This window comes from Phyllobacterium sp. CCNWLW109 (genome assembly GCF_037203905.1).
GTDB lineage: Bacteria > Pseudomonadota > Alphaproteobacteria > Rhizobiales > Rhizobiaceae > Phyllobacterium > Phyllobacterium ifriqiyense.
In genome coordinates, this window is record NZ_JBBCBK010000006.1 from 63,336 (window position 1) to 83,688 (window position 20,353).

Annotated in this window: 24 protein-coding genes; 9 read left to right on the forward strand and 15 right to left on the reverse strand. The window is 53.2% G+C overall.

Annotated elements, in window-relative coordinates; all coding sequences use genetic code 11:
- Positions 1 to 76: 76 nt before the first annotated feature.
- Genes V9K92_RS22035 through V9K92_RS22045 form a run of 3 tightly spaced genes read right to left on the reverse strand, consistent with a single transcriptional unit; the run spans position 77 to position 1,918 of the window.
- Positions 77 to 838 carry an alpha/beta fold hydrolase gene (locus V9K92_RS22035; RefSeq protein ID WP_435530128.1) on the reverse strand — a complete coding sequence of 254 codons (762 nt, stop codon included), beginning with the start codon at positions 836 to 838 and terminating at the stop codon, positions 77 to 79.
- 11 nt (positions 839 to 849) lie between these two features.
- Positions 850 to 1,326 (reverse strand): DUF192 domain-containing protein, encoded by a 477-nt coding sequence (locus V9K92_RS22040; protein WP_336440174.1) that lies wholly within the window; start codon positions 1,324 to 1,326, stop codon positions 850 to 852.
- Between the two features lie 10 nt (positions 1,327 to 1,336).
- Positions 1,337 to 1,918, reverse strand: a complete 582-nt coding sequence (locus V9K92_RS22045; RefSeq protein ID WP_115053174.1) for a cold-shock protein — start codon at positions 1,916 to 1,918, stop codon at positions 1,337 to 1,339.
- Between the two features lie 266 nt (positions 1,919 to 2,184).
- On the opposite strand from V9K92_RS22045, the gene gloA reads away from it, so the two are divergent.
- The 4 genes from gloA to V9K92_RS22065 all read left to right on the forward strand — a co-directional run bounded on the left by gloA (position 2,185) and on the right by V9K92_RS22065 (position 5,289).
- Positions 2,185 to 2,625: a lactoylglutathione lyase gene (gene gloA, locus V9K92_RS22050; RefSeq protein ID WP_115053175.1), complete on the forward strand. Its 441-nt coding sequence runs from the start codon at positions 2,185 to 2,187 to the stop codon at positions 2,623 to 2,625.
- Between the two features lie 138 nt (positions 2,626 to 2,763).
- Positions 2,764 to 4,296 (forward strand): acyl-CoA carboxylase subunit beta, encoded by a 1,533-nt coding sequence (locus V9K92_RS22055; protein ID WP_337354982.1) that lies wholly within the window; start codon positions 2,764 to 2,766, stop codon positions 4,294 to 4,296.
- A 50-nt stretch (positions 4,297 to 4,346) separates the two neighbouring features.
- Entirely contained in the window at positions 4,347 to 4,559 is a 213-nt protein-coding gene (locus V9K92_RS22060) for a hypothetical protein (protein WP_307284753.1), read from the forward strand.
- 298 nt (positions 4,560 to 4,857) lie between these two features.
- A complete protein-coding gene (locus V9K92_RS22065; protein WP_336440176.1) occupies positions 4,858 to 5,289 on the forward strand; it encodes a DUF2267 domain-containing protein in 432 nt (143 codons plus the stop codon).
- Here the strand turns inward: V9K92_RS22065 and V9K92_RS22070 are convergent.
- The 10 genes from V9K92_RS22070 to V9K92_RS22115 all read right to left on the reverse strand — a co-directional run bounded on the left by V9K92_RS22070 (position 5,286) and on the right by V9K92_RS22115 (position 13,270).
- Complete coding sequence (locus tag V9K92_RS22070; protein ID WP_115053179.1) at positions 5,286 to 5,465, reverse strand: flagellar FlbD family protein; 180 nt, start codon at positions 5,463 to 5,465, stop codon at positions 5,286 to 5,288. The genes V9K92_RS22065 and V9K92_RS22070 overlap by 4 nt on opposite strands.
- 57 nt (positions 5,466 to 5,522) lie before the next feature.
- Positions 5,523 to 5,888: a GFA family protein gene (locus V9K92_RS22075; RefSeq protein WP_337354983.1), complete on the reverse strand. Its 366-nt coding sequence runs from the start codon at positions 5,886 to 5,888 to the stop codon at positions 5,523 to 5,525.
- A gap of 109 nt (positions 5,889 to 5,997) precedes the next feature.
- Positions 5,998 to 7,176 (reverse strand): NAD(P)/FAD-dependent oxidoreductase, encoded by a 1,179-nt coding sequence (locus V9K92_RS22080; protein ID WP_337354996.1) that lies wholly within the window; start codon positions 7,174 to 7,176, stop codon positions 5,998 to 6,000.
- On the reverse strand, positions 7,176 to 7,970 hold the full coding sequence (locus tag V9K92_RS22085) for a YdcF family protein (RefSeq protein ID WP_337354984.1): 795 nt from the start codon (positions 7,968 to 7,970) through the stop codon (positions 7,176 to 7,178). Before V9K92_RS22085 ends, V9K92_RS22080 begins: the two co-directional genes overlap by 1 nt.
- Positions 7,970 to 8,449 carry a GNAT family N-acetyltransferase gene (locus tag V9K92_RS22090; RefSeq protein ID WP_337354985.1) on the reverse strand — a complete coding sequence of 160 codons (480 nt, stop codon included), beginning with the start codon at positions 8,447 to 8,449 and terminating at the stop codon, positions 7,970 to 7,972. Before V9K92_RS22090 ends, V9K92_RS22085 begins: the two co-directional genes overlap by 1 nt.
- The gene (gene gatA, locus V9K92_RS22095) at positions 8,440 to 9,921 is read right to left on the reverse strand and encodes an Asp-tRNA(Asn)/Glu-tRNA(Gln) amidotransferase subunit GatA (RefSeq protein ID WP_337354986.1); all 1,482 of its coding nucleotides are present in this window, start codon (positions 9,919 to 9,921) and stop codon (positions 8,440 to 8,442) included. The genes V9K92_RS22090 and gatA overlap by 10 nt, the downstream gene beginning before the upstream one ends.
- A gap of 10 nt (positions 9,922 to 9,931) precedes the next feature.
- A complete protein-coding gene (locus V9K92_RS22100) occupies positions 9,932 to 10,414 on the reverse strand; it encodes a GNAT family N-acetyltransferase (RefSeq protein WP_115053184.1) in 483 nt (160 codons plus the stop codon).
- A 7-nt stretch (positions 10,415 to 10,421) separates the two neighbouring features.
- Positions 10,422 to 10,709, reverse strand: a complete 288-nt coding sequence (gatC, locus tag V9K92_RS22105) for an Asp-tRNA(Asn)/Glu-tRNA(Gln) amidotransferase subunit GatC (protein WP_115053185.1) — start codon at positions 10,707 to 10,709, stop codon at positions 10,422 to 10,424.
- Between the two features lie 81 nt (positions 10,710 to 10,790).
- Positions 10,791 to 12,482: a hypothetical protein gene (locus V9K92_RS22110; RefSeq protein WP_337354987.1), complete on the reverse strand. Its 1,692-nt coding sequence runs from the start codon at positions 12,480 to 12,482 to the stop codon at positions 10,791 to 10,793.
- Positions 12,483 to 12,565: 83 nt separating this feature from the next.
- Positions 12,566 to 13,270 carry a metal-dependent hydrolase gene (locus tag V9K92_RS22115; RefSeq protein WP_115053187.1) on the reverse strand — a complete coding sequence of 235 codons (705 nt, stop codon included), beginning with the start codon at positions 13,268 to 13,270 and terminating at the stop codon, positions 12,566 to 12,568.
- Between the two features lie 102 nt (positions 13,271 to 13,372).
- Here V9K92_RS22115 and ruvX point away from each other — a divergent pair, with 102 nt between their 5' ends.
- A complete protein-coding gene (gene ruvX / locus V9K92_RS22120; protein ID WP_115053188.1) occupies positions 13,373 to 13,873 on the forward strand; it encodes a Holliday junction resolvase RuvX in 501 nt (166 codons plus the stop codon).
- Here the strand turns inward: ruvX and V9K92_RS22125 are convergent.
- Positions 13,837 to 14,160 (reverse strand): DUF6105 family protein, encoded by a 324-nt coding sequence (locus tag V9K92_RS22125; protein ID WP_115053189.1) that lies wholly within the window; start codon positions 14,158 to 14,160, stop codon positions 13,837 to 13,839. The two genes, ruvX and V9K92_RS22125, sit on opposite strands and share 37 nt — an antisense overlap.
- Positions 14,161 to 14,432: 272 nt before the next feature.
- Positions 14,433 to 16,064, reverse strand: coding sequence for an acyl-CoA dehydrogenase family protein (locus V9K92_RS22130; protein WP_307284726.1), 1,632 nt, complete (start codon positions 16,062 to 16,064; stop codon positions 14,433 to 14,435).
- Between the two features lie 211 nt (positions 16,065 to 16,275).
- Between V9K92_RS22130 and V9K92_RS22135 the strand changes: the two genes are divergently transcribed.
- From V9K92_RS22135 to dprA, 4 genes are read left to right on the forward strand one after another with little or no spacing between them, the layout of a single operon-like run.
- Positions 16,276 to 17,241 (forward strand): aspartate carbamoyltransferase catalytic subunit, encoded by a 966-nt coding sequence (locus V9K92_RS22135; RefSeq protein ID WP_307284723.1) that lies wholly within the window; start codon positions 16,276 to 16,278, stop codon positions 17,239 to 17,241.
- A complete protein-coding gene (locus tag V9K92_RS22140; RefSeq protein WP_337354988.1) occupies positions 17,238 to 18,524 on the forward strand; it encodes a dihydroorotase in 1,287 nt (428 codons plus the stop codon). The genes V9K92_RS22135 and V9K92_RS22140 overlap by 4 nt, the downstream gene beginning before the upstream one ends.
- Positions 18,525 to 18,542: 18 nt before the next feature.
- Entirely contained in the window at positions 18,543 to 19,151 is a 609-nt protein-coding gene (gene plsY / locus V9K92_RS22145; RefSeq protein ID WP_307284717.1) for a glycerol-3-phosphate 1-O-acyltransferase PlsY, read from the forward strand.
- Positions 19,148 to 20,281: a DNA-processing protein DprA gene (dprA, locus tag V9K92_RS22150; RefSeq protein WP_337354989.1), complete on the forward strand. Its 1,134-nt coding sequence runs from the start codon at positions 19,148 to 19,150 to the stop codon at positions 20,279 to 20,281. Before plsY ends, dprA begins: the two co-directional genes overlap by 4 nt.
- Positions 20,282 to 20,353: the final 72 nt, after the last annotated feature.

Genomic DNA, 20,353 nt, shown 5'->3' on the forward strand with positions numbered 1-20,353 from the left:
TGATCAATGCCAGCATCGCCATGGGTAAGTTAAACTGTGCTTTTTCGCAAGGAATGAAGCATTTCCGGATCGCAAATCACACAGTAATGGGATTACGCTTCAGAAACTCCAGCACCGCCTCTTTAAAAACCTTGTCGCCTACTGCCAGCATATGGTCACGGTTCGGAATGTCGATTGCTTCACCTTGGGGCATCAGCTCTGCAAGCTTTTGCGCGCTGCCGCCAATGTCATCCTTGGTGCCGACAGCTACAAGCGTTGGCTGCTTGATGCGCGCCATGTTTTCTGCGCTAATCTCTTCCTTGGAGGTGATAACGCACGCAGCCAGCGCGATCTTATCGCTCTTGGTCTTGTCGGCAAACATCCTGAACATTTTGCCGCGTGGATGAGTAATTGCATCAGGGTCGTCTGCCAGAAGAGCCTCGGCTATCGGCGACCAGTCCCCGGCACCTTCGACCATGCCAATACCAAGGCCGCCAAACACCAGATCATGCACGCGATCCGGATGCTTAAGGGCAAGAAAAGCACTAATGCGTGCACCCATGGAGTACCCCATGACATGAGCCGACTTTATACCGAGATGATCGAGCAGCGCCGCAGCATCCCCAGCCATGCGGGTTGGTGTGTAAACTGACTTGTCATGTGGCTTATCGGAATTGCCGTGACCACGATTGTCGATAGCAATTGTCCGGTATCCCGATGCGGTCAAAGTGGAAATCCAGCCCGGCTGAATCCAATTGTATAATGACGACGATGCAAAGCCGTGAATAAGCAGGATCGGTTCGCCCTCGCCTTCATCAATATAGGCAAGTTTTAAGCCGTCATTTTCAAAGAATTGCATTTTTCCGTCCGTTATTTGGCTGCAATTGCGGGATGCCGCACCTTATCGCCAACTCTTAAACCGAGACGCTGCACGGTTCCAGCCTTTACCTCAACAACAAATTTCACCGGACCGCCGGACGAAATCACATCACGCGAAAACGGCACGGCGTTCTGATGGATTGCAGTAATGCGCCCGCCATGATCGAGAAACAGCATATCCAAGGCCGACGGCGTATTTTCCATCCACATGGAGATCAGCCTGGATTGGTCAAAAACAAAAAGCATCGCGCTATTGTCTTTAAGGTCCGTGCGGAACATCAATCCGCGCTGACGTTCCTCCTCATTATCGGCGATTTCGACCGTGAAAGGCACATCGCCCTTGGCCGTATTAATGGTCAGCGCAACAGGATCGATGGGCAAATGCATAGGCATCTGCTGTGCCAGCACCGGAAAAGCGGAAATCAAGCAGAATATGACGGCGGCCAGAGATAATCTCAGACGATTCATCAACTGATCTTCAGTGGGAGACCGGCATCTGCGTGCCGATATCAGGATGAATTTCCGAAGCCATAAGACCTTTTTCGCCATTGCCGAAACGAATAAGGACGACCTGTCCGGGCCGCAGCTCAGTGAGACCGAAATGACGCAGCGTTTCCATGTGAACGAAAATGTCTTCCGTACCCTCGCCCCGCGTTAGAAACCCGAAGCCTTTCGTGCGATTGAACCACTTGACGAGAACCCGTTCAAGCCCGCTCGAAGGCGTTACCGTGACATGGGTACGCACTGGCGGTAACTCGGTCGGATGCACCGCAGTCGAATTGTCCATCGACTTTACGCGGAAGCACTGCATACCACGCTCGCCCTGCTTGACCTCGCAAACAACGCGCGCACCCTCCAGCGCGGTCTGGAAGCCATCGCGGCGCAGGCAGGTTACATGGAGCAGAATGTCGGGAAGATCAGAATTGTCGGGAACTATGAAACCATATCCCTTGGCAACGTCGAACCATTTTATCGAGCCTGAAATCTCGACAAGATCAAGACTGTCGCTTGCGCCTTGGTCGTTATGAGAGATCTGGGTCGATACTGTTCTGTCTGACATGAAGCGATCCCCTCCTCTCCATAAACTAAACACTGATTCTCTTGTTGAAGAATAACACCGGTCCGATAGCGGAGAGCAAGCATCATCTTGATGTTTTCTTTCAAACTATAACCAAAACCCGTGTTTATCCTCAATCAGTCTCGTCAAATTAGCTCACAGATTTGTTTGCGTAAGCAATTAGTGTTATCGATATTGCCAGTCACTTGCCCTTGCTGGCGAGCAGACGTTGCTATTTCAATCCCATGAAAAGAATTCAAAGGCAAAAGATGCGTTATCTTCACACTATGGTTCGCGTTCGCGACATCGATGAATCGCTGGATTTTTACTGCAACAAGTTCGGCTTGAAAGAAGTTCGCCGCACGGAAAACGAAAAAGGCCGGTTTACATTGATCTTCCTGGCCGCGTCGGAAGATGAAACCCGTTCTGCCGCTGAACGTGCTCCCGAGCTTGAATTGACCTATAATTGGGATCCTGAAGAATATACGGGCGGACGCAATTTCGGTCACCTCGCCTATGTCGTGGATGACATTTATAAAACTTGTCAGGATTTGTCAGACAAAGGCGTCGTGATCAACCGGCCTCCCCGCGATGGCAATATGGCGTTCATTCGCTCGCCCGATGGCATCTCTATTGAGCTTATCCAAAAAGGGCCTGCACTGGCGCCACAGGAACCATGGCTATCCATGCCAAACACCGGCTCCTGGTAATCTGCACTACTACACAATACATCGCCTGCCCGGTCGTTCGGGGCAGGCGAAAACCGCAACTCGGCTAAATTCAATCCCCGGCATCTTCCAAGCCTTGACGTCTCCTGTTATCAGAAATGGTCAATGTGGAGGAACGCTATGAAGGATGTGCTTATCGAGCTTGAGCGTCGCAGGACCCTTGCGCGCGAAGGTGGCGGAAAGGCCCGTATCGAAGCGCAACACAAGCGCGGCAAACTCACAGCGCGTGAACGTATCGATATTTTCCTCGATGAAGGCTCTTTTGAAGAGTTTGACACATTCGTCGAACACCGCTCCACTGATTTTGGTATGCAGGACACCAAATTTGCTGGCGACGGTGTTGTTACCGGCTGGGGCACCATCAATGGCCGGACCGTCTTTGTCTTCGCCAAGGATTTCACCGTGTTCGGCGGCTCACTCTCTGAAGCCCACGCGGAAAAAGTTCAAAAGATCCAGGATATGGCATTGCGCAATCGCGCGCCGGTCATCGGGCTTTACGATGCGGGCGGTGCACGCATTCAGGAAGGCGTTGCCGCGCTGGGCGGTTATGCGGAAATTTTCCAGCGCAATGTACTGGCCTCCGGCGTCATTCCGCAAATCTCGGTGATTATGGGTCCTTGCGCGGGCGGCGATGTTTATTCGCCAGCCATGACCGATTTCATCTTCATGGTCCGCGACACTTCATACATGTTCGTCACAGGACCGGACGTTGTGAAAACCGTCACCAACGAAACTGTGACGTCAGAACAGCTTGGCGGAGCGTCAATCCACACGACCAAATCATCTATCGCCGATGGCGCTTATGACAATGACGTGGCGGCACTGCTTCAGATGCGCCGTCTGATCGATTTTCTCCCGGCTTCGAACACTGCCGAACTGCCTCAAATCGAATGCTATCAGCCAACAGACGAAATGGATTACTCATTGGATCGTCTGGTGCCCGATAATGCGAACAAGCCCTATGACATCAAGGAACTGGTTCGCAAAACTGTCGATGAGGCCGACTTCTTTGAAATTCAGGAAAGTTTTGCCAAAAACATCGTGGTCGGCTTCGGCCGTATCGAAGGTCGCACCGTCGGCATCGTCGGCAATCAACCAATGGTTCTGGCCGGCGTTCTCGATAGCGATGCATCGCGCAAGGCCGCGAGGTTCGTCCGGTTCTGCGACTGTTTCAACATTCCGATCGTAACCTTTGTCGATGTACCGGGCTTTCTTCCGGGCACCGCGCAGGAATATGGCGGGCTCATCAAGCATGGCGCCAAATTGCTTTTTGCCTATGCGGAAGCAACGGTTCCTAAAATCACGCTCATTACCCGCAAGGCCTATGGCGGCGCATATGATGTGATGGCCTCCAAACATCTGCGCGGCGACCTCAATTACGCCTGGCCATCCGCTCAGATTGCCGTCATGGGCGCAAAAGGCGCTGTCGAGATCATTTACCGGAAAGACATTGGTGATGCCGAGAAAATCGCCGAGCACACCAAGCGTTACGAGGATCGCTTCCTGTCACCGTTCGTTGCTGCCGAGCGCGGCTATGTTGACGAGGTGATTATGCCCCATTCCACTCGTAAGCGGATTTCACGGGCATTGCGCATGCTGCGCAATAAGGATCTCAAAAATCCCTGGAAGAAGCACGATAATATTCCGCTCTAATAATACCGAGCAGAACCACACAATAAAAAGGCTCCCATGGGGAGCCTTCGATGCCGTTTATGAAACTTCAAAATTACCTGCGGAAGCTGAAGCCGCCACTTGAGTCACGTAAAATCTGGGAAATTGTACGCTTGTCACATGGCTCGCTTAGTTTCGCCGCAGCTTTTACCAGCGCAGGCTTAACTTTGGCCACTTGTGCAATCTTAAGTGCATTTGTTCCAATTGTTGACGATGTATCTTTATTTATTGTTATCATTCTTTGATACCTCCATTAAAAATACTCTCAGCGAGAGTAATCCTCTACCGGCATACAGTTTATATTCCGTTGCATAGTGAACTTCTAGAGAAACTAAACCGATTTAACAAATCACTATTTGTATCCAATTTTGACTTGTATTTGAATAAACCGATCCCGAGGTAAAAGGTTCCGCTAAGCCCAGAAAAACGCCTGCGACGTCGGCATCCGCGCTTTCGCCTGCTATCGGTGGTGGACCTGACCCGAAAAATGTCAAAAAATGACGCTAAACTGGCTTCTACATCATGAGGAAAGCGAGACCGCGCATGACACAACCACAAGAGATCGTTCAGGCTTCGAAACAATTTCAAGATTGGTTGGCTGCGCTCAAAGCGAAATCCATGTTTTCGACCCACAATCAGAGCTTTGCGAGCATGCGCGGCGTTATGCATGGTTTGCGCCGCCACATGGACACGGACCAGATACTGACATTTGCGGACGCGCTGCCGCCTTTGCCGCGTGGCCTATTTCTAGAAGGATGGCGGCCCGCTCCTGCGCTTCCTTTGGAGTCGGAAGTGCAACTTGCCAAAGAAGTCTATGATAATCTCACGGCGCATCACAGCCCGCCCGAGACCATTGTCAGCGATGTGCTCGCCACAATCGCCCAGCATCTCGATCCGCATAATGCCAAGATGGCAGGTGAGCAGTTGCCAACTGCGCTAAAGCCGATCTGGTCAAAACATCGACAAGATCTCTAGCTGCTTTTTACGCCAACCTTGTTTTGGATGTCTTCGGCGGTTTCTTTGACGAAGAAGGTAAGTCCTTCCGTGATTGTCACGATATGAGTCCCCGTCCCATAGGGATTGAACGAAACAACATGGTCGAAATTCAGCGTGATGTGATCGCCATTAACGTCTGTGAGTTTGATCCACATGGCCATACCTCCCTGTATAGGACCAAGGAAGCAGGATTCTCTCAATGAAGCAATAATTTACCAGAGATTCCTTCCGTCAATGTGATCTACCCTTAACGACGCAATATCAAAATCATCGAAGAGCCGGACATTCACGCTGACGCGCGGATTCTCAAAATCCGGTTTGAAATCCACCCAGTTTGGTACTTCCGAAAAAGTACCGCAGCCGCAAACATTGCAATGATGATGCTTGTTCATGCCGTTGCGGGAATAAATGGCATCGGCTTCCGGCTTCACCGAAATTTTCACTTGGTCGGGTGTGTAATAAGCCCAGAGCGCACCCCGCTTGTTGCAGAAAGTGCAATTGCACACCGTGACCGACTCCGGCGCTTCGCTGATTTCGAGCTTGATTGCACCGCAGTGACAACTGGCAAAAATGGCCATGATTTCCTCCCCTTTGAACATGTCTCCTGGAATCGATATAGCACATCCACTGACAACCTCATGTCAGCAGGCTTTGTGCTCATTCGTTCTTATCGCGAGTGATTTTGCCCTAAACCACTTGCCCTGACACCCAGCCGGAAGACCATGCCCATTGGAAATTATATCCACCTAGCCAACCGGTTACATCGACAACCTCACCTATGAAATAAAGACCTTTCGCTGACTTTGCTTCCATGGTTTTTTGGTCCAGGCCATCCGTATCAACACCGCCAAGTGTCACTTCGGCAGTCCGGTAGCCCTCCGAACCTGCAGGTTTCACCTGCCATTCATTCACCGATTTTTCGACCGCCAGCAATTGCTTATCGGTCAGGTCAGCCAGATGCCGGTCAATGCCGCTATTTTCCGCAATCAACTGCGCCAGACGCTTCGGCAGAAGCTCACTTAGGGCTGTTTGCAATGCCTGTCGGCCATTGCGGACTCGCGCTGCGCGCAAAGCATCAAACACTTTCACACCGGGCAACATGGCGACGCTGATCGTATCGCCTTCCCGCCAATAAGAAGAAATCTGCAATATGGATGGACCACTCAATCCGCGATGGGTGAAGAGCATTGCCTCTGCGAATTTTGTCTTGCCATGGCTTACCACTGCATCGACCGAAATACCCGATAGCGGTTTCAACGGAGCAAGTGTGTTTTCGTCAAAGGTAAGCGGAACCAGTGCAGGACGTGTATCTGTAATTTTCATGCCGAACTGGCGGGCGATATCATAGCCGAAGCCGGTTGCACCCATTTTCGGAATGGATTTCCCACCGCACGCGACGACCAGTGACGTGCATCTCACCTTGTCTCCGGCCAGATCAACCAGATACCCATTATCTTCCCTTACGATGGAATCGATCGTAGTGCGCAACCGTAACTCGACCCCGGCCTCCCTCATTTCTGTTATCAGCATATCGATGATCTGCTTGGCTGAACCATCGCAGAAAAGCTGACCGAGGGTCTTTTCGTGCCAGGCAATACCGTATCTGTTTACCAGAGCGAGGAAATCGCGCTGCGTATAGCGGCGCAAAGCCGAGATACAGAAATGCGGGTTTTTGCTGATGTAGTTTTGCGGCGCCGCGTTAATATTGGTGAAGTTGCAGCGGCCGCCACCGGATATGCGTATTTTGTCGCCTGGTGTTGCGGCATGATCGATGATCAGCACGGAACGTCCACGCTTGCCCGCCTCAATAGCGCACATCATGCCAGCCGCGCCTGCGCCTATGATGAGAACGTCAACTTGTTTTATCATGGCGCAGGCAATAATTGTTCAGTTCGACCAGCCAGCCAATAGGCCAGCAGCCCTGCCCATTCGCGCGCAGCAATCGCCATATTCTGCAATGAATCCTGTGGGTTGTCTTCTGCAAGTCCAATGGTTTCGGCACCAGATGCGCGATAATCCGCTGGCCATGGCACCACGTCAAACCCCGCTTTGCGAAACAGGCCGATCGAACGCGGCATATGGAATGCCGAGGTGACGAGCAGCCAGGTTTCGCCCGGCTTCGCGTCTACCATCTGCTTTGTAAATAGTGCATTTTCGTAAGTGTTGCGCGACTTGCTTTCGAGAATGAGGCGCTCTGGTGCTACGCCAAGAGCTGTCAGCAGGCGCGGTGCGGTCACGCCATCGGCTTCGCCATCCAAAAGCAATGTGCCTGTTCCACCCGTAACGACAACCTTCGCTTCCGGATGTTTGCGCGCCAAAATGGCAGCCTCGACAAAGCGGTCGCCACTGGCATTGAGTTCATAGCCGCCGCGCACCAGATTTACACCGCCTTCAAAGCCGCCGCCAAGAACGATTATGCCATCCACCTTTGCCGGAAGTGCGTCTGGGCGTTGGAAACGATCCTCCAACGGATTGATCATTAAAGCACCAAGCGTCGTCCACGCGCCAAGTCCCAGAACAAGAAATGCGATAGCAGCCGTTGCCATTGCCAGACGCCGCCAGCGCCAGATGAGCAGCAGGAAAGTCAATCCTATGAAAATGATAGCGAAGTTCAGCGGTTGGGCGAAAAACCAGAAGACCTTTGAAAGCACGAAAAACACTATTTGAGCTCCGCCAGCATCTGCACTTTGTCAATTTCACGTTCAAGACTTGTAGACCATTCCGGTCCTTGTTCGACAATATTGAAGCCTTCGCGCTGATAGAGTCTGATTGCGCCGATATTGCGGGCATGCGTGCTGATGCGCGCCTTCAAGTACCCCGCATGTCGAATTGCCGCCATCATTTCACGCAGCAGCGACGATCCGACCCCTTGCCCCTGCACGGCCGGGTCCACCCAAAGATCGGAGATATAGTCGTTATTTTCTTCCCGAGCGCCCCAGCCAAGCACCGTCTGCTCCAATTGAGCCACCAGTACCGTATTGTAAGAGCTTCGTGCGAATTCCCTGAAAGCCTTTTCGACATGCATGCGCATGCCGGGCAGTTCCGGTTCAAACGAAAAGATATTTGATGCCCAAGCGCTGGAGCCGACAGCAGCGATTGCTGTTATGTCAGCTTCTGTAGCGCGCCTGATTACCACCATTTCGGCGCGTTGAACTTGCCTGCCGCCTGTTCAATCACATAAGCGGTCTGAAACAGAGTTTCTTCGTCGAATGGACGGCCGATCAGCTGGAGACCCAGCGGCAGTCCGCGGCTGTCCAGCCCGGCAGGAACGGCGATACCCGGCAAGCCCGCCATGTTCACGGTCACGGTAAAAATATCATTGAGATACATTTTCACCGGGTCGGAATTCATTTCCTGATCAGCGATGCCGAAAGCAGCAGAAGGCGTAGCTGGCGTAAGGATAGCATCGACACCTGCATGGAAGGCGTCTTCGAAATCCTTCTTGATCAGCGTGCGCACCTTCTGAGCTTGCAAATAATAGGCATCGTAATAACCAGCCGAAAGCACATAGGTGCCAATCATGATACGGCGCTTCACCTCTTCGCCAAATCCCTTGGCGCGGGTGTTTTCGTACATGTCGACAATGTCCTTGCCGGGAACGCGCAGGCCATAGCGAACGCCGTCATAGCGCGCCAGATTTGACGATGCCTCGGCAGGCGCAACGATATAATAGGCCGGCAGTGCATATTTCGTATGCGGCAGCGAAATATCGACAATGGTTGCCCCTGCATCCTTCAGCCAGCTAATGCCCTGCTGCCAAAGCTTTTCGATCTCTTCCGGCATGCCGTCAACGCGGTATTCCTTGGGAATGCCGATCTTTATGCCCGCAAGCGGCTTGCCGATAACCGCCTCATAGTCAGGCACCGCAATATCGACCGAGGTTGTATCCTTGGCATCGACGGAAGCCATGGACCTCAACAGGATCGCGGCATCGCGCACATCGCGTGCAATCGGTCCCGCCTGATCCAGCGATGATGCAAACGCGACAATGCCCCATCGTGAGCAACGGCCATAGGTAGGCTTGATTCCGACCGTGCCGGTAAAAGCCGCAGGCTGGCGGATTGAACCGCCCGTATCGGTTGCGGTCGCTCCTGCGCAGAGCCGTGCGGCGACAGCTGCTGCAGAGCCGCCCGATGATCCACCCGGAACGAGATCCACATTGGAGCCCTTTGCGCGCCAAGGGTTTTTCACTGGCCCGTAATAGGAACTCTCATTGGAAGAGCCCATTGCGAACTCGTCCATGTTGAGCTTGCCGAGCATCACCGCGCCGTCAGCCCATAAATTTGCTGTCACAGTGGATTCATAATGCGGCTTGAACCCATCCAGAATATGCGATGCGGCCTGCGTATGGACACCTTCCGTACCGAATAGATCCTTGATGCCAAGTGGAATGCCTTCCAGCGCGCCGCCATTGCCAGCCGCCAGCCGTGCATCGGATGCCTTCGCCATTTCCAACGCCTTTTCAGGCGTGGTGACGATATAGGCGTTCAGCGCCTCATTTGCGTTCTCGATTGCCTGAAGATAGGCGCGAGTAAGTTCCGTGGCGGTAATCGCCTTGGCTTTCAGCTGGTCGCGCGCCTCGGCAATGGTGAGAGCGGTCAGATCGGTCATCTTAAAGTCCTTATTGAGCAACTGCTAAAGCGAGCCGCTTTTCGTAAAATGCACTATATTCGGAATCCGGATAGTCAAGCAGCACACCGCAGCGGGTAAATCCGGAGCGTTCATAAAGTCGCCAGGCCGGTTCAAAGCCCGGTGTAGTGCCCGTCTCCAGAACGAGGCGATTCATGCCCTTTTCATTGGCCAGCGCCGTAATTGCATCGAGCAAAGCAGAACCAATGCGCTGTCCGCGCACGGTAGGCCGGGTGAACATGCGTTTCACCTCACCAATTCCATCATCATGTTCTTTGAGTGCGCCGCAACCGATAGCCTTGCCTGTTTCATCGCGAGCTACAAAAACAGTCGTGTCTTCATCTGCCATCTGCTCGACAGTCATTTTGAACTGGAATTCCAGCGGTGAAAGCGGCGAAAGGTGATCATTGAGATCGCTTACCAGCGAGCGCACATCGTCCTGCAAGGGTGTTTCTATCGCAATGGAAACAGCCATGGTTCAATTACTCCACGACTTTTGGCACAACAAAGAAATTTTCTTCGGTTGTCGGGGCATTGGCGACGATATCTGCAACCTTGTCGCCATCGGTGACAACGTCCTGGCGCTTCTTCATCGCCATGGGGGTTACCGACGTCATCGGCTCCACGCCTTCGACATTCACTTCGTTCAACTGTTCCACGAAACCAAGGATCGCATTCAATTGGCCGGTCATCCGGGAAACATCATCCTCGGTGACCGCGATGCGGGCAAGATTCGCAACGCGTTTTACAGTGGCAGTATCGACGGACATAGGGATTCCTGAATTCAAATTTTGATGTTGAAGCTATAGTGTCCGTTACGCCCAAGCGCAACGGACAACAACAGATAAGCGTTACTGCGCCGCGTCTGGCGCAACTTCCTGCTGCTCGCCATCCACTGGGGCATCTTCAGTGTCCAAGGCATCATCATCCGATGCAGCGGCACTGTCATCTGTCGCAGTTGTATCATCATCGGGAGCAATCCCGAAGATGGAACTGTCAAACAGCGGCTTTCCAGCGGCATCGGGACCTTTGACGGCATTGCCGTTAACCTGGATCGATCCATCGCTTTTCTGGTCGACAATCCACTGAATGCGGCCATCGGGCAGCTCATTGCCAAAGTCTTTGGCCAGTTTGACGAAGACGATGTAATTCTTGATCTCAGGCTCTTCTTCTGATGCCTTGTTCAGCCGGTCGACCAGCTTGTCAAACCCTGCCATTTCCCAAGTTGTCCGGCTCTGCGGCTTTAGCGTGGCAAATGTGACCTCGCCTTCGACGGTAAGTTCAGCATCTACGGTTCTCACAAGGCTTTTCGAGATCGTGACCTTTGGCGGATTGAGCATGAAGGCGGTGCCCATTTCCTCGGCAAACGCATCCGAAATCGACTTCTCCTTGTTCAGATCCATCTCCTTGATCCCGCCACGCACCACCGTATCGAGATCAAGCCCTGCGGCGCCGAAAGAAAGCTCCACATCGGTTGGAAGGAAAGGAATGGTCCAGTCAGGAATTGGCAGAGGCGGATACTGAAGTCCATTTGTGCGCACTGCGTAATTATAGGCGCCGCTTTTGCTGATGCCGTCGAAGTTCACCTCCTGAGAAATGTTCTTCGTTACGAATGGGCCGATCGGGGTGTCGACGCTCATATCCGAGAACCGATATGAGCCAGCCAATTTTTCCCAAAGCGGCAAAGCGGCAAGCAATTTTGTTTTCAACTCGGCTTGTTCAGCGTCGCTAAGCTTCGTCTTTTCTTCCGGTGTTTTTGCAAAGTCGTCGGAATGGGCGACGAAAAACGCCCAAAGATCCAGAATCTCAACATTCCTCACACCGCTGCCTTTTGCGTCGACACCAAGGTTGGCAGCACTGATACCCACCTTCATAAACTCTTCCGGTGTTGTCGGGACGGCTGGTTTGGCTTCACCATCCGTCACTGTCTCTTCAACTGCCGGGTCAGATTTGAATGAAATCGTTTCCTTGAAGTTCTCGGCTGTCTGGACTTGAGTGAAGTCCACTCCTCCCGACGCGCCAGCAGATGCAGCCATTTCAGCCTTTGCCTTGCCGGCAGTGGCTTCCATTTCCTGCGTCGACGATGACGAACTCATTTTAAAGCCGTCATACGTGGAAGTAGCCTTGGAGAAAGTGCCGATTTTCGGATCAAAGACGCCGCGAAGATCCATATTGTCGATAGACCACTTGAAGCTTTCCTTACCGGTTGGCGCATTTATCTCGACAGAACCGTTCACGGTGGTTTTCGACGAAACGTCCCACGAGCCGTCAGCCAGCGGCTTGGTCAAAAAGCTATATTCGCCGAAGTCACCTTTGAAGAGGTCCTGCTTTGGCAAAATCTCCAACAGCTTGCCTGTGCTGAAGGTGATTTTGTAGCTGTCTCCTTCCGGCTTGACACTCAGAACCTTCTTCTCAAGAGCGGTTTTGCCAAAATACTTCGACAAGGTAGCTGACAGTTCTTTTGCCCCATTGGCATCGACCGTTTGCGCACTGGCAGGTGTTAGCGCCAGCAGAGAACAGGAAATCAGCAGCAATTTACGCAAGATATTCTCCAAAGCTCGGTTATCTGACGATAGGGTCAACAACCCTAGCGATCATCTTTTGCAACGGCTCTAACAAACTCAAATCAAACAGTAAAATGCTTATTTGGTTCGGCGACGATTACTTCGCTCGTGCCACCTTCCATTCCGGCAACAAACTTGTCGGCCGTCTGATCTATTATCGGAAAGGAAGCATAGTGACAGGGTATGACCTTGCCAAACTTGAAGTAGCGCCGCGAAGCAAGCGCTGCTACCGCACCGCCCATGGTGAAGCGGTCTCCAATCGGCACAATACCGATTTCCGGCTGGTGCAGCTCATTGATCAAGGCCATGTCGGAAAAGATATCCGTATCGCCCATATGATAGAGCGTAGGTTCATCGTCAAAATGCAGCACCACGCCATTTGCATTGCCGAGTGAATGCGAAACGCCATCCTCGGTCATTTGCGCAGATGAGTGCAGCGCATTGACGTAAGTCACTGTAAATCCGTCATAAGAAACGGTTCCGCCTGTATTTGTCGGATCGACGCGCGCCACGCCTTTCGAGCCGAGCCATGTCACAAGATCAGCATTGCCAGTCACCAGCGCACCTGTATCCTTGGATATATCAACAGTATCGCCCACATGGTCGCCATGGCCATGTGTGAGGATAATGTGATTGGCGCCCTTGGTTGCATCCTTGAAGTCCACGCCCTTGGCGCCGGGATTCCCATTCAGAAACGGATCAATGAGGATGATGTTCTTCGCAGTTTCGATACGGAAACCGGATTGTCCCAGCCAGGTAATTTTCATTGTTCAGAATCCTTCATCATTTAGGTCAGGCCTCGCCAGAGGCGTCTAATAGCGTTATGTGAACAGATTAAACCGATCAGACAACCGCAGGAAGCAAACAGTTTGACAATTTTGGCGATTGAGCAGTTGGAAGAGCATGTTGCGGACGGTAAGACTGTTGCTGGTCTTGATCTTGGCACAAAGACGATTGGTATCGCCATATCAGATCGTGGCTTTTCCTTTGCCAACCCGCGTCCGGTTCTCAGGCGCAGCAAGTTCACCCATGATGCGCAAGACCTGCTGAAGGCGCTCGCCGCAGACAATGTCGGGGCAATTATCATCGGACTGCCGGTTAATATGGATGGTAGCGAAGGACCGCGTGTCCAGGCCACCCGCGCCTTTGTCCGCAATATGGAGAAACTTACCGATCTGCCATTTGTCTATTGGGATGAGCGTCTATCCACTGTTGCAGCGGAACGCGCTCTCATCGGCATGGATGTTTCAAGGCAAAAACGGGCGGAGCGGATTGATTCCGCTGCCGCCGCCTTCATTCTGCAAGGCGCATTGGACCGCCTGCAAGGCCTGCGTCAGGAGGCTGATGCAGTCGGCAATTCTTCGGAATAACGCGCACGCTCTGCGCGCCATGCCTTGACCCATGCGATAATCTTGCGGCGACGCCGGAAGGCGATCAGCAATAGAACCAATCCTGTGTCGAAAACACATGCTCTGGCGACCAGCGGAGGAATGCTCTCAGGCGCTATTCCGAGGATGTTGCCGTAGATCATGAAGACCTGATCATGCAACTCACGGCTGAAAAAATGCATGCCCATGTTGAGATCGTAATAAGACAGAAAATACCATCCCCACAAGAAAACCAGCGGTCCGCCCCAGAAAATCAGGAAATTGCGCATTCAATGCTCCTCGAAGGGCTTGCATGGTTCATTGGCTAACCCTCGGTTTTTATGAAGGCTTTTCGACTCAGAGTGATATCTGTTAAGACGTTAGCCGCAACGTAAACCGTTTGTTAAGGTTAATTTAAGAAAATTTAATTCAAATTGAAGGAATTAGCGAGGGCCCTATCCGAGCCTTCGGCAAATTTTTTCAGCTATTTTAGGAAAATTTGACTCAAATGCCACGCAAGCGGTGGCAAGATGGCCGCCGGTCGGCATCTCTGCTACTCGAATCAGCCTGCAGATGGATAGAGTGAATTAACAATATTGGCGGCGTTATGCCGGGCGTCCAGCATGCCGTAAGTCGTGCGCCATTGGCCACCAAGGCGCGTTTCAATAAAGGCGTCTGCAATATCTTCGGACTGAAGATAGCGCAATTCCGCTCCTGCCGCAGCCAATGCCAATTGCTCAGTCAGGATGCGTGCCGCACCTTCATCATTTTCAGCAACGCGCATGGCGGCGCGGAGCACTTCCACCGTCCCCTGCCCACCACGGCCAAGCTGAGAGCCGATCCAGTTCAGCACTTCGTCGAAAAGTTGCGGTCCGCGCTTCAATACGCGAAGCACATCCAGCGCCATGACATTGCCGGAGCCTTCCCAAATCGCATTGACCGGCGCTTCACGATAAAACCGCGCCAGATTGCCTTCTTCGATGTAACCATTTCCGCCAAGGCATTCCATTGCCTCATAGAGCATTGCCGGGGCAATTTTGGCCACCCAATATTTAACGACAGGGGTCATGACGCGCGCGAATGCCGCCTCGCCGCGATCTCTGGCTGCATTATCAAATGCCCGTGCCAGACGCAGTGTCAGTGCTGTTGCGGCAGCAGAATCCAGCGCCATGTCCGCGAGAACGCGCAGCATTAAAGGCTTGTCTATCAGCGGACCGCCAAAAACGACACGGTGTCTGGCGTGATGCACTGCCTCGGCCAGGCCCGCCCTCATCAAACCAGCCGAAGCAATGGAGCAATCGAGCCGTGTCAACGTCACCATATCGATGATGGTTTTAACGCCATCACCAGGATTGCCGACCATCTGGCCAAGCGCATTCTCAAATTCCACCTCCGATGAGGCATTCGAGCGATTGCCGAGCTTGTCTTTCAACCGCTGGAATCGAAAGCCATTGGACGAGCCATCAGGCAGTATGCGCGGCACCAGAAAGCACGACAGACCTTCGCGGGCTTGCGCCAATACCAAAAATGCATCTGACATTGGCGCGGACATGAACCATTTATGCCCGGTCAGACGATAAAAGCCGCTGCCAGCGGGCTCCGCCTTGGTTGTATTCGTGTTGACGTCTGTTCCGCCCTGCTTTTCCGTCATGCCCATGCCGAGCGTCAGGCCTGTTTTCTTCGCGGGCGATTTATTGCTGGAATCATATTTGCGCGGCAGGATCAGCGGCGACCATTCGCGGTAGAGATGAGGCGCAGCCATGAGCGCTGCCAGTGAAGCGCTTGTCATCGTCAATGGGCAAAGATGCCCGCATTCCAGTTGCGACGTCAGATAGAAACGGCTTGCGCGCGACTGATGCCGCAAACCGGATTCCGCCTTGCCATCTTCCCAGATCGAAGAATGCAGTCCTTGCCCGACAGACCGCCGCATGAGCGCATGGTATGCTGGATGATACTCAACCACATCAGACCGAAAGCCCTGGCGATCATGGGTGCGCAGACGGGGTGCTTCCGTATTGGCGAGCCTTGCCAGATCCAACGCATCAGCCGACAGCACAAAACGACCGCTCTGTTCCAGCTCGTCACGTACGCTTTTCGGGAACCGCTTGGTGATCTGCATCAGCAATGGATCACCCAGATAAGCGTTTTGCCCGGTCATTGGTGGTGTCTGGTTAAGAACGTCGTGGGTTTTCAAGAAACTGTCCTGATTCAAATTCGCTTTTCTTTTATATGGAGCGAACATTCTGACAAGCGGTTAATATATGGACTCTTCGATGATAGTCGATATTCATCATACCTATGCTAAGTCCGTTCCGGCTTTTCAAATTTTTATTGGGGAGCGATGGACAATGACGCATGGCAGCGCTTGCAGCCGTGAACTATCGCGCTTATAGGGGGGACTTGATATGACATCAAAAACATCTCCTTTGCTTTTCCCCCATCGCCACTTGCTTGGCATCAAGGGCCTTTCCCCGCAAGATATCATCCATCTTCTCGATCTCGCCGACAGCGAAGTCGCCGTTTCGCGGCAATCGGAAAAGAAAAAGAGCGTCCTGCGGGGCCGCACACAGATCAATCTGTTCTTTGAAGCATCCACCCGCACGCAATCATCCTTTGAGCTTGCGGGCAAACGCCTTGGCGCTGATGTGATGAACATGTCGGTCGGCAATTCGTCGGTGAAAAAGGGTGAAACGCTGATTGATACAGCGATGACGCTCAATGCAATGCGCCCCGACATTCTTATCATCCGTCATGCGTCTGCCGGTGCCGCGGCGCTCCTTGCCCAAAAGGTAGGCTGCTCGGTGGTCAATGCCGGCGACGGCGCCCATGAACACCCGACGCAAGCCCTACTTGATGCGCTGACTATTCGCCGCGCCAAGGGCAAGGTCGCACGGTTGACGGTGGCGATCTGCGGTGACGTTCTTCATTCCCGGGTCGCGAGATCGAATATCATCCTGCTAAATGCGCTGGGTGCGCGGGTGCGCGTGATTGCGCCGTCCACCCTCTTGCCTGCCGGCATTGCCCATATGGGTGCAGAGGTCTTCCACAGCATGGAAGAAGGCCTGAAGGATGTGGACGTCATCATGATGCTGCGTTTGCAGCGCGAGCGTATGGCCGGCTCATTCGTCCCGTCCGTGCGCGAATACTTCCGTTATCACGGCCTTGATCGAGAGAAGCTCAAATATGCCAAGCCGGATGCGCTTGTCATGCATCCCGGCCCGATGAATCGCGGCGTCGAAATCGCTTCCGATGTTGCCGACGGCTCGCAAAGCGTCATTCAGGAACAAGTGGAGATGGGCGTTGCCGTTCGCATGGCGGTCATGGAAGCCCTGCTTGATCCACGCCGTAATCCGGAAGGAGTTGCCGGATGAACACCACGGTTCTTAACAATGCCCGCATTGTCGACCCCTCGCGCGGTCTCGACGAAATTGGCACGCTGATTATACAAGACGGAAAAATCGTTGCCAGCGGCGCCGATGTCCGCAATCAGGGTACACCTGAAGATGCGACCATCATTGATTGCCGTGGCAAGGCTGTGCTTCCCGGTCTGGTGGATGCGCGTGTTTTCATCGGTGAGCCCGGCGGCGAACACCGCGAGACTATCGCATCGGCAAGCCATGCAGCGGCGGCAGGCGGTGTTACCTCGATCATCATGATGCCGGACACCGATCCGGTCATCGATAATGTTGCACTGGTCGAGTTCGTCAAGCGTACCGCGCGCGACACGGCAGTCATCAATGTTTATCCGGCGGCGGCGGTCACCAAGGGCTTATCCGGCGAAGAAATGACCGAGATTGGTCTGCTGCGTGAGGCTGGTGCGGTGGCGATCACCGAAGGGCGCCATTCCATTGCCAATACGCAATTGTTGCGACGCGCCCTCACCTATGCGCGGGATTTCGGTGTCGTCCTTGCCCATGAAACGCAGGATGCTCATCTGGGCGTCAATGGCGTTATGAATGAGGGCCTTTACGCCAGCTGGCTCGGCCTTTCCGGCACACCGCGCGAAGCCGAAGTCATTCCTCTGGAGCGGGACATGCGCCTTGCTGCCTTGACGAAGGGCGCCTATCACGCTGCACAGATTTCCACCGCCATGTCTGCGGAAGTCGTCAATCGTGCAAAACAGAACGGCTTGAATGTCACCTCTGCGGTGTCCATCAATCACCTTTCGCTCAATGAGAATGACATTGGCGAGTTCCGGACATTCTTCCGCCTGCAACCTCCTCTGCGTCTCGAAGAAGATCGCCTCGCCATGGTTGAAAGCCTGCGGGACGGAACGATCGACATTATCGTATCGGCACATGATCCGCAGGATGTCGACACGAAGCGCCTGCCTTTTGCCGATGCGGCAGCGGGTGCGATCGGTCTTGAAACCCTGCTCGGTGCAGCGCTGCGGCTTTATCACAATGGCGATGTTCCGCTTCTTCGCATCATTGAAGCATTGTCCACCGCCCCGGCCCGGATTTTCGGTCTGGAGGCGGGATCGCTTCGTCCGGGTTCGGTCGCGGATATGACCATAGTCGATCTTGACGAACCATGGATTGTCAGAGAAGAAGATTTGACGTCACGCTCCAAGAACAGCTGTTTTGAAGGCGCGCGTTTTCAAGGCCGTGTTGTCCAGACATTTGTTGCTGGAAAGTCAGTTTTTTCCATCTAAAACCCGAGGGGATGGGTCATGTCGGATTTCTTTAATGCCGGAATTCCACTTTTGCTCCTCTCATTGATCTTCGGTTACCTGCTGGGTTCGGTCCCCTTCGGGCTAATTCTGACACGCATGGCTGGTTTGGGTGATGTGCGCAGCATTGGCTCCGGCAATATCGGCGCGACCAATGTGCTTCGAACCGGCAATAAAAAGCTGGCCGCAGCGACGTTGATCCTTGATATGCTGAAGGGAACCGTTGCCGTGCTGGTTGCCGGTATTGCCGGTCCCGAGGCTGCAATCGCTGCTGGGCTCGGCGCTTTTCTTGGTCACATTTTTCCGGTGTGGCTGAAATTCAAAGGCGGCAAGGGCGTGGCCACATATCTTGGCGTATTGCTTGGACTGTTCTGGAAAGGTGCGCTTATCTTCGCCGCCGTCTGGCTGCTGATTGCCTTTGCCACCCGTTATTCGTCTCTTGCCGCTCTTGTAGCAGCCGTCGTCACTCCTATTGCCTTATACTTTATTGGTTATCATCAGATCGCATTTCTATTTCTCATTTTGACAATCATCGTATTCCTTAAACACCGAGCCAATATTCAGCGGCTTGTTTCGGGTACCGAAGGTAGAATCGGCTCCAAAAAATGAACGAAGAGAAGAAAGGCATTCGCCTTTCTGATGAGCAAAGGTTGAGCTGGGTTCGGCTCATCCGCAGCGAGAATGTGGGTCCGGCTACATTTCGTGAGCTGATAGCCCATTGCGGCTCTGCGTCGAACGCCATTGAGATGCTGCCTGATCTCGTTCGGCGTGGTGGCAGAGGAAAGCCCATCCGCGTCACCAGCAAAGAAGATGCCGAGCGGGAAATTCATGCCGCAGCCAAAATGGGCGCTTTCTTCATCGGCATCGGCGAACCCGATTATCCGCGGTACCTCAAACAATGCGACAATCCTCCGCCTCTAGTAGCAATAAAGGGAAATCCTGATGTTTTCCGTTTGCCGCCCGTGGCAATTGTCGGCGCACGAAATGCTTCATTGGTCGGAATCAAATTTGCCCGAACCATCGCTCGCGAGCTTGGTGAGGTTGGGTTTGCCACGATTTCCGGGCTTGCACGAGGTATCGATACCGCTGCCCATGAAGCAAGCCTGCATCACGGGACTGTCGCTGCTATGGCGGGCGGTCTTGATCACCCCTATCCCCCGGAAAATCTGGGATTATACAAGGCTATTCCCGAACAAGGCGGTGCCGTCATCAGCGAAATGCCATTGGGATGGGAGCCACGCGCCAGGGATTTTCCACGACGGAACAGAATAATCGCCGCTTTGTCTCTTGGCCTGGTCGTTGTGGAAGCAGCGGAGCGGTCAGGTTCGCTCATCAGTGCAAGACTGGCCGGTGAGCTTGGCAGACTGGTGTTCGCCGTGCCCGGATCGCCGCTCGATCCAAGAGCAAAAGGTACCAATGCACTGTTGAAAAACGGTGCGATTGTGACAACGGGCGCCGAAGATATCATCAGCGCTATTGTGCCGCTGATTGACCGTCCCACTCTCGACGAGACCGGCTTTCCTGCCCCTTCAGAAGATTGGATCTCGCCAGTGCCTCCCGATCAAACCGAGAGAGACCGGCTGTTTAATCTGCTGGGGCCGGTGCCGGTGGATATCGATGATTTGATCCGAACCAGCCAGTTACATCCGTCAGTGGTAATGCTGATTTTGCTGGAACTTGATCTGGCCGGTCGACTACAGCGCCACTCAGGAGGTAACGTTTCTCTTGCGTGGGACTGACTTCACGCCCATTTGCTTGCGCAATTGGTCATTGCTCTCTATATACGCGATCTCGATCAAATAGCTTAACAT

What these genes read in the sequence shown, in the direction of transcription:
- V9K92_RS22035 (WP_435530128.1), bottom strand. Translation starts at nt 838, where the DNA reads ATGCAATTCTTTGAAAATGACGGCTTAAAACTTGCCTATATTGATGAA.
- V9K92_RS22040 (WP_336440174.1), bottom strand. Translation starts at nt 1,326, where the DNA reads ATGAATCGTCTGAGATTATCTCTGGCCGCCGTCATATTCTGCTTGATT.
- V9K92_RS22045 (WP_115053174.1), bottom strand. Translation starts at nt 1,918, where the DNA reads ATGTCAGACAGAACAGTATCGACCCAGATCTCTCATAACGACCAAGGC.
- gloA (WP_115053175.1), top strand. Translation starts at nt 2,185, where the DNA reads ATGCGTTATCTTCACACTATGGTTCGCGTTCGCGACATCGATGAATCG.
- V9K92_RS22055 (WP_337354982.1), top strand. Translation starts at nt 2,764, where the DNA reads ATGAAGGATGTGCTTATCGAGCTTGAGCGTCGCAGGACCCTTGCGCGC.
- V9K92_RS22060 (WP_307284753.1), top strand. Translation starts at nt 4,347, where the DNA reads ATGCCGTTTATGAAACTTCAAAATTACCTGCGGAAGCTGAAGCCGCCA.
- V9K92_RS22065 (WP_336440176.1), top strand. Translation starts at nt 4,858, where the DNA reads ATGACACAACCACAAGAGATCGTTCAGGCTTCGAAACAATTTCAAGAT.
- V9K92_RS22070 (WP_115053179.1), bottom strand. Translation starts at nt 5,465, where the DNA reads ATGTGGATCAAACTCACAGACGTTAATGGCGATCACATCACGCTGAAT.
- V9K92_RS22075 (WP_337354983.1), bottom strand. Translation starts at nt 5,888, where the DNA reads ATGGCCATTTTTGCCAGTTGTCACTGCGGTGCAATCAAGCTCGAAATC.
- V9K92_RS22090 (WP_337354985.1), bottom strand. Translation starts at nt 8,449, where the DNA reads ATGGTGGTAATCAGGCGCGCTACAGAAGCTGACATAACAGCAATCGCT.
- gatA (WP_337354986.1), bottom strand. Translation starts at nt 9,921, where the DNA reads ATGACCGATCTGACCGCTCTCACCATTGCCGAGGCGCGCGACCAGCTG.
- V9K92_RS22100 (WP_115053184.1), bottom strand. Translation starts at nt 10,414, where the DNA reads ATGGCTGTTTCCATTGCGATAGAAACACCCTTGCAGGACGATGTGCGC.
- gatC (WP_115053185.1), bottom strand. Translation starts at nt 10,709, where the DNA reads ATGTCCGTCGATACTGCCACTGTAAAACGCGTTGCGAATCTTGCCCGC.
- V9K92_RS22115 (WP_115053187.1), bottom strand. Translation starts at nt 13,270, where the DNA reads ATGAAAATTACCTGGCTGGGACAATCCGGTTTCCGTATCGAAACTGCG.
- V9K92_RS22125 (WP_115053189.1), bottom strand. Translation starts at nt 14,160, where the DNA reads ATGCGCAATTTCCTGATTTTCTGGGGCGGACCGCTGGTTTTCTTGTGG.
- V9K92_RS22135 (WP_307284723.1), top strand. Translation starts at nt 16,276, where the DNA reads ATGACATCAAAAACATCTCCTTTGCTTTTCCCCCATCGCCACTTGCTT.
- V9K92_RS22140 (WP_337354988.1), top strand. Translation starts at nt 17,238, where the DNA reads ATGAACACCACGGTTCTTAACAATGCCCGCATTGTCGACCCCTCGCGC.
- plsY (WP_307284717.1), top strand. Translation starts at nt 18,543, where the DNA reads ATGTCGGATTTCTTTAATGCCGGAATTCCACTTTTGCTCCTCTCATTG.
- dprA (WP_337354989.1), top strand. Translation starts at nt 19,148, where the DNA reads ATGAACGAAGAGAAGAAAGGCATTCGCCTTTCTGATGAGCAAAGGTTG.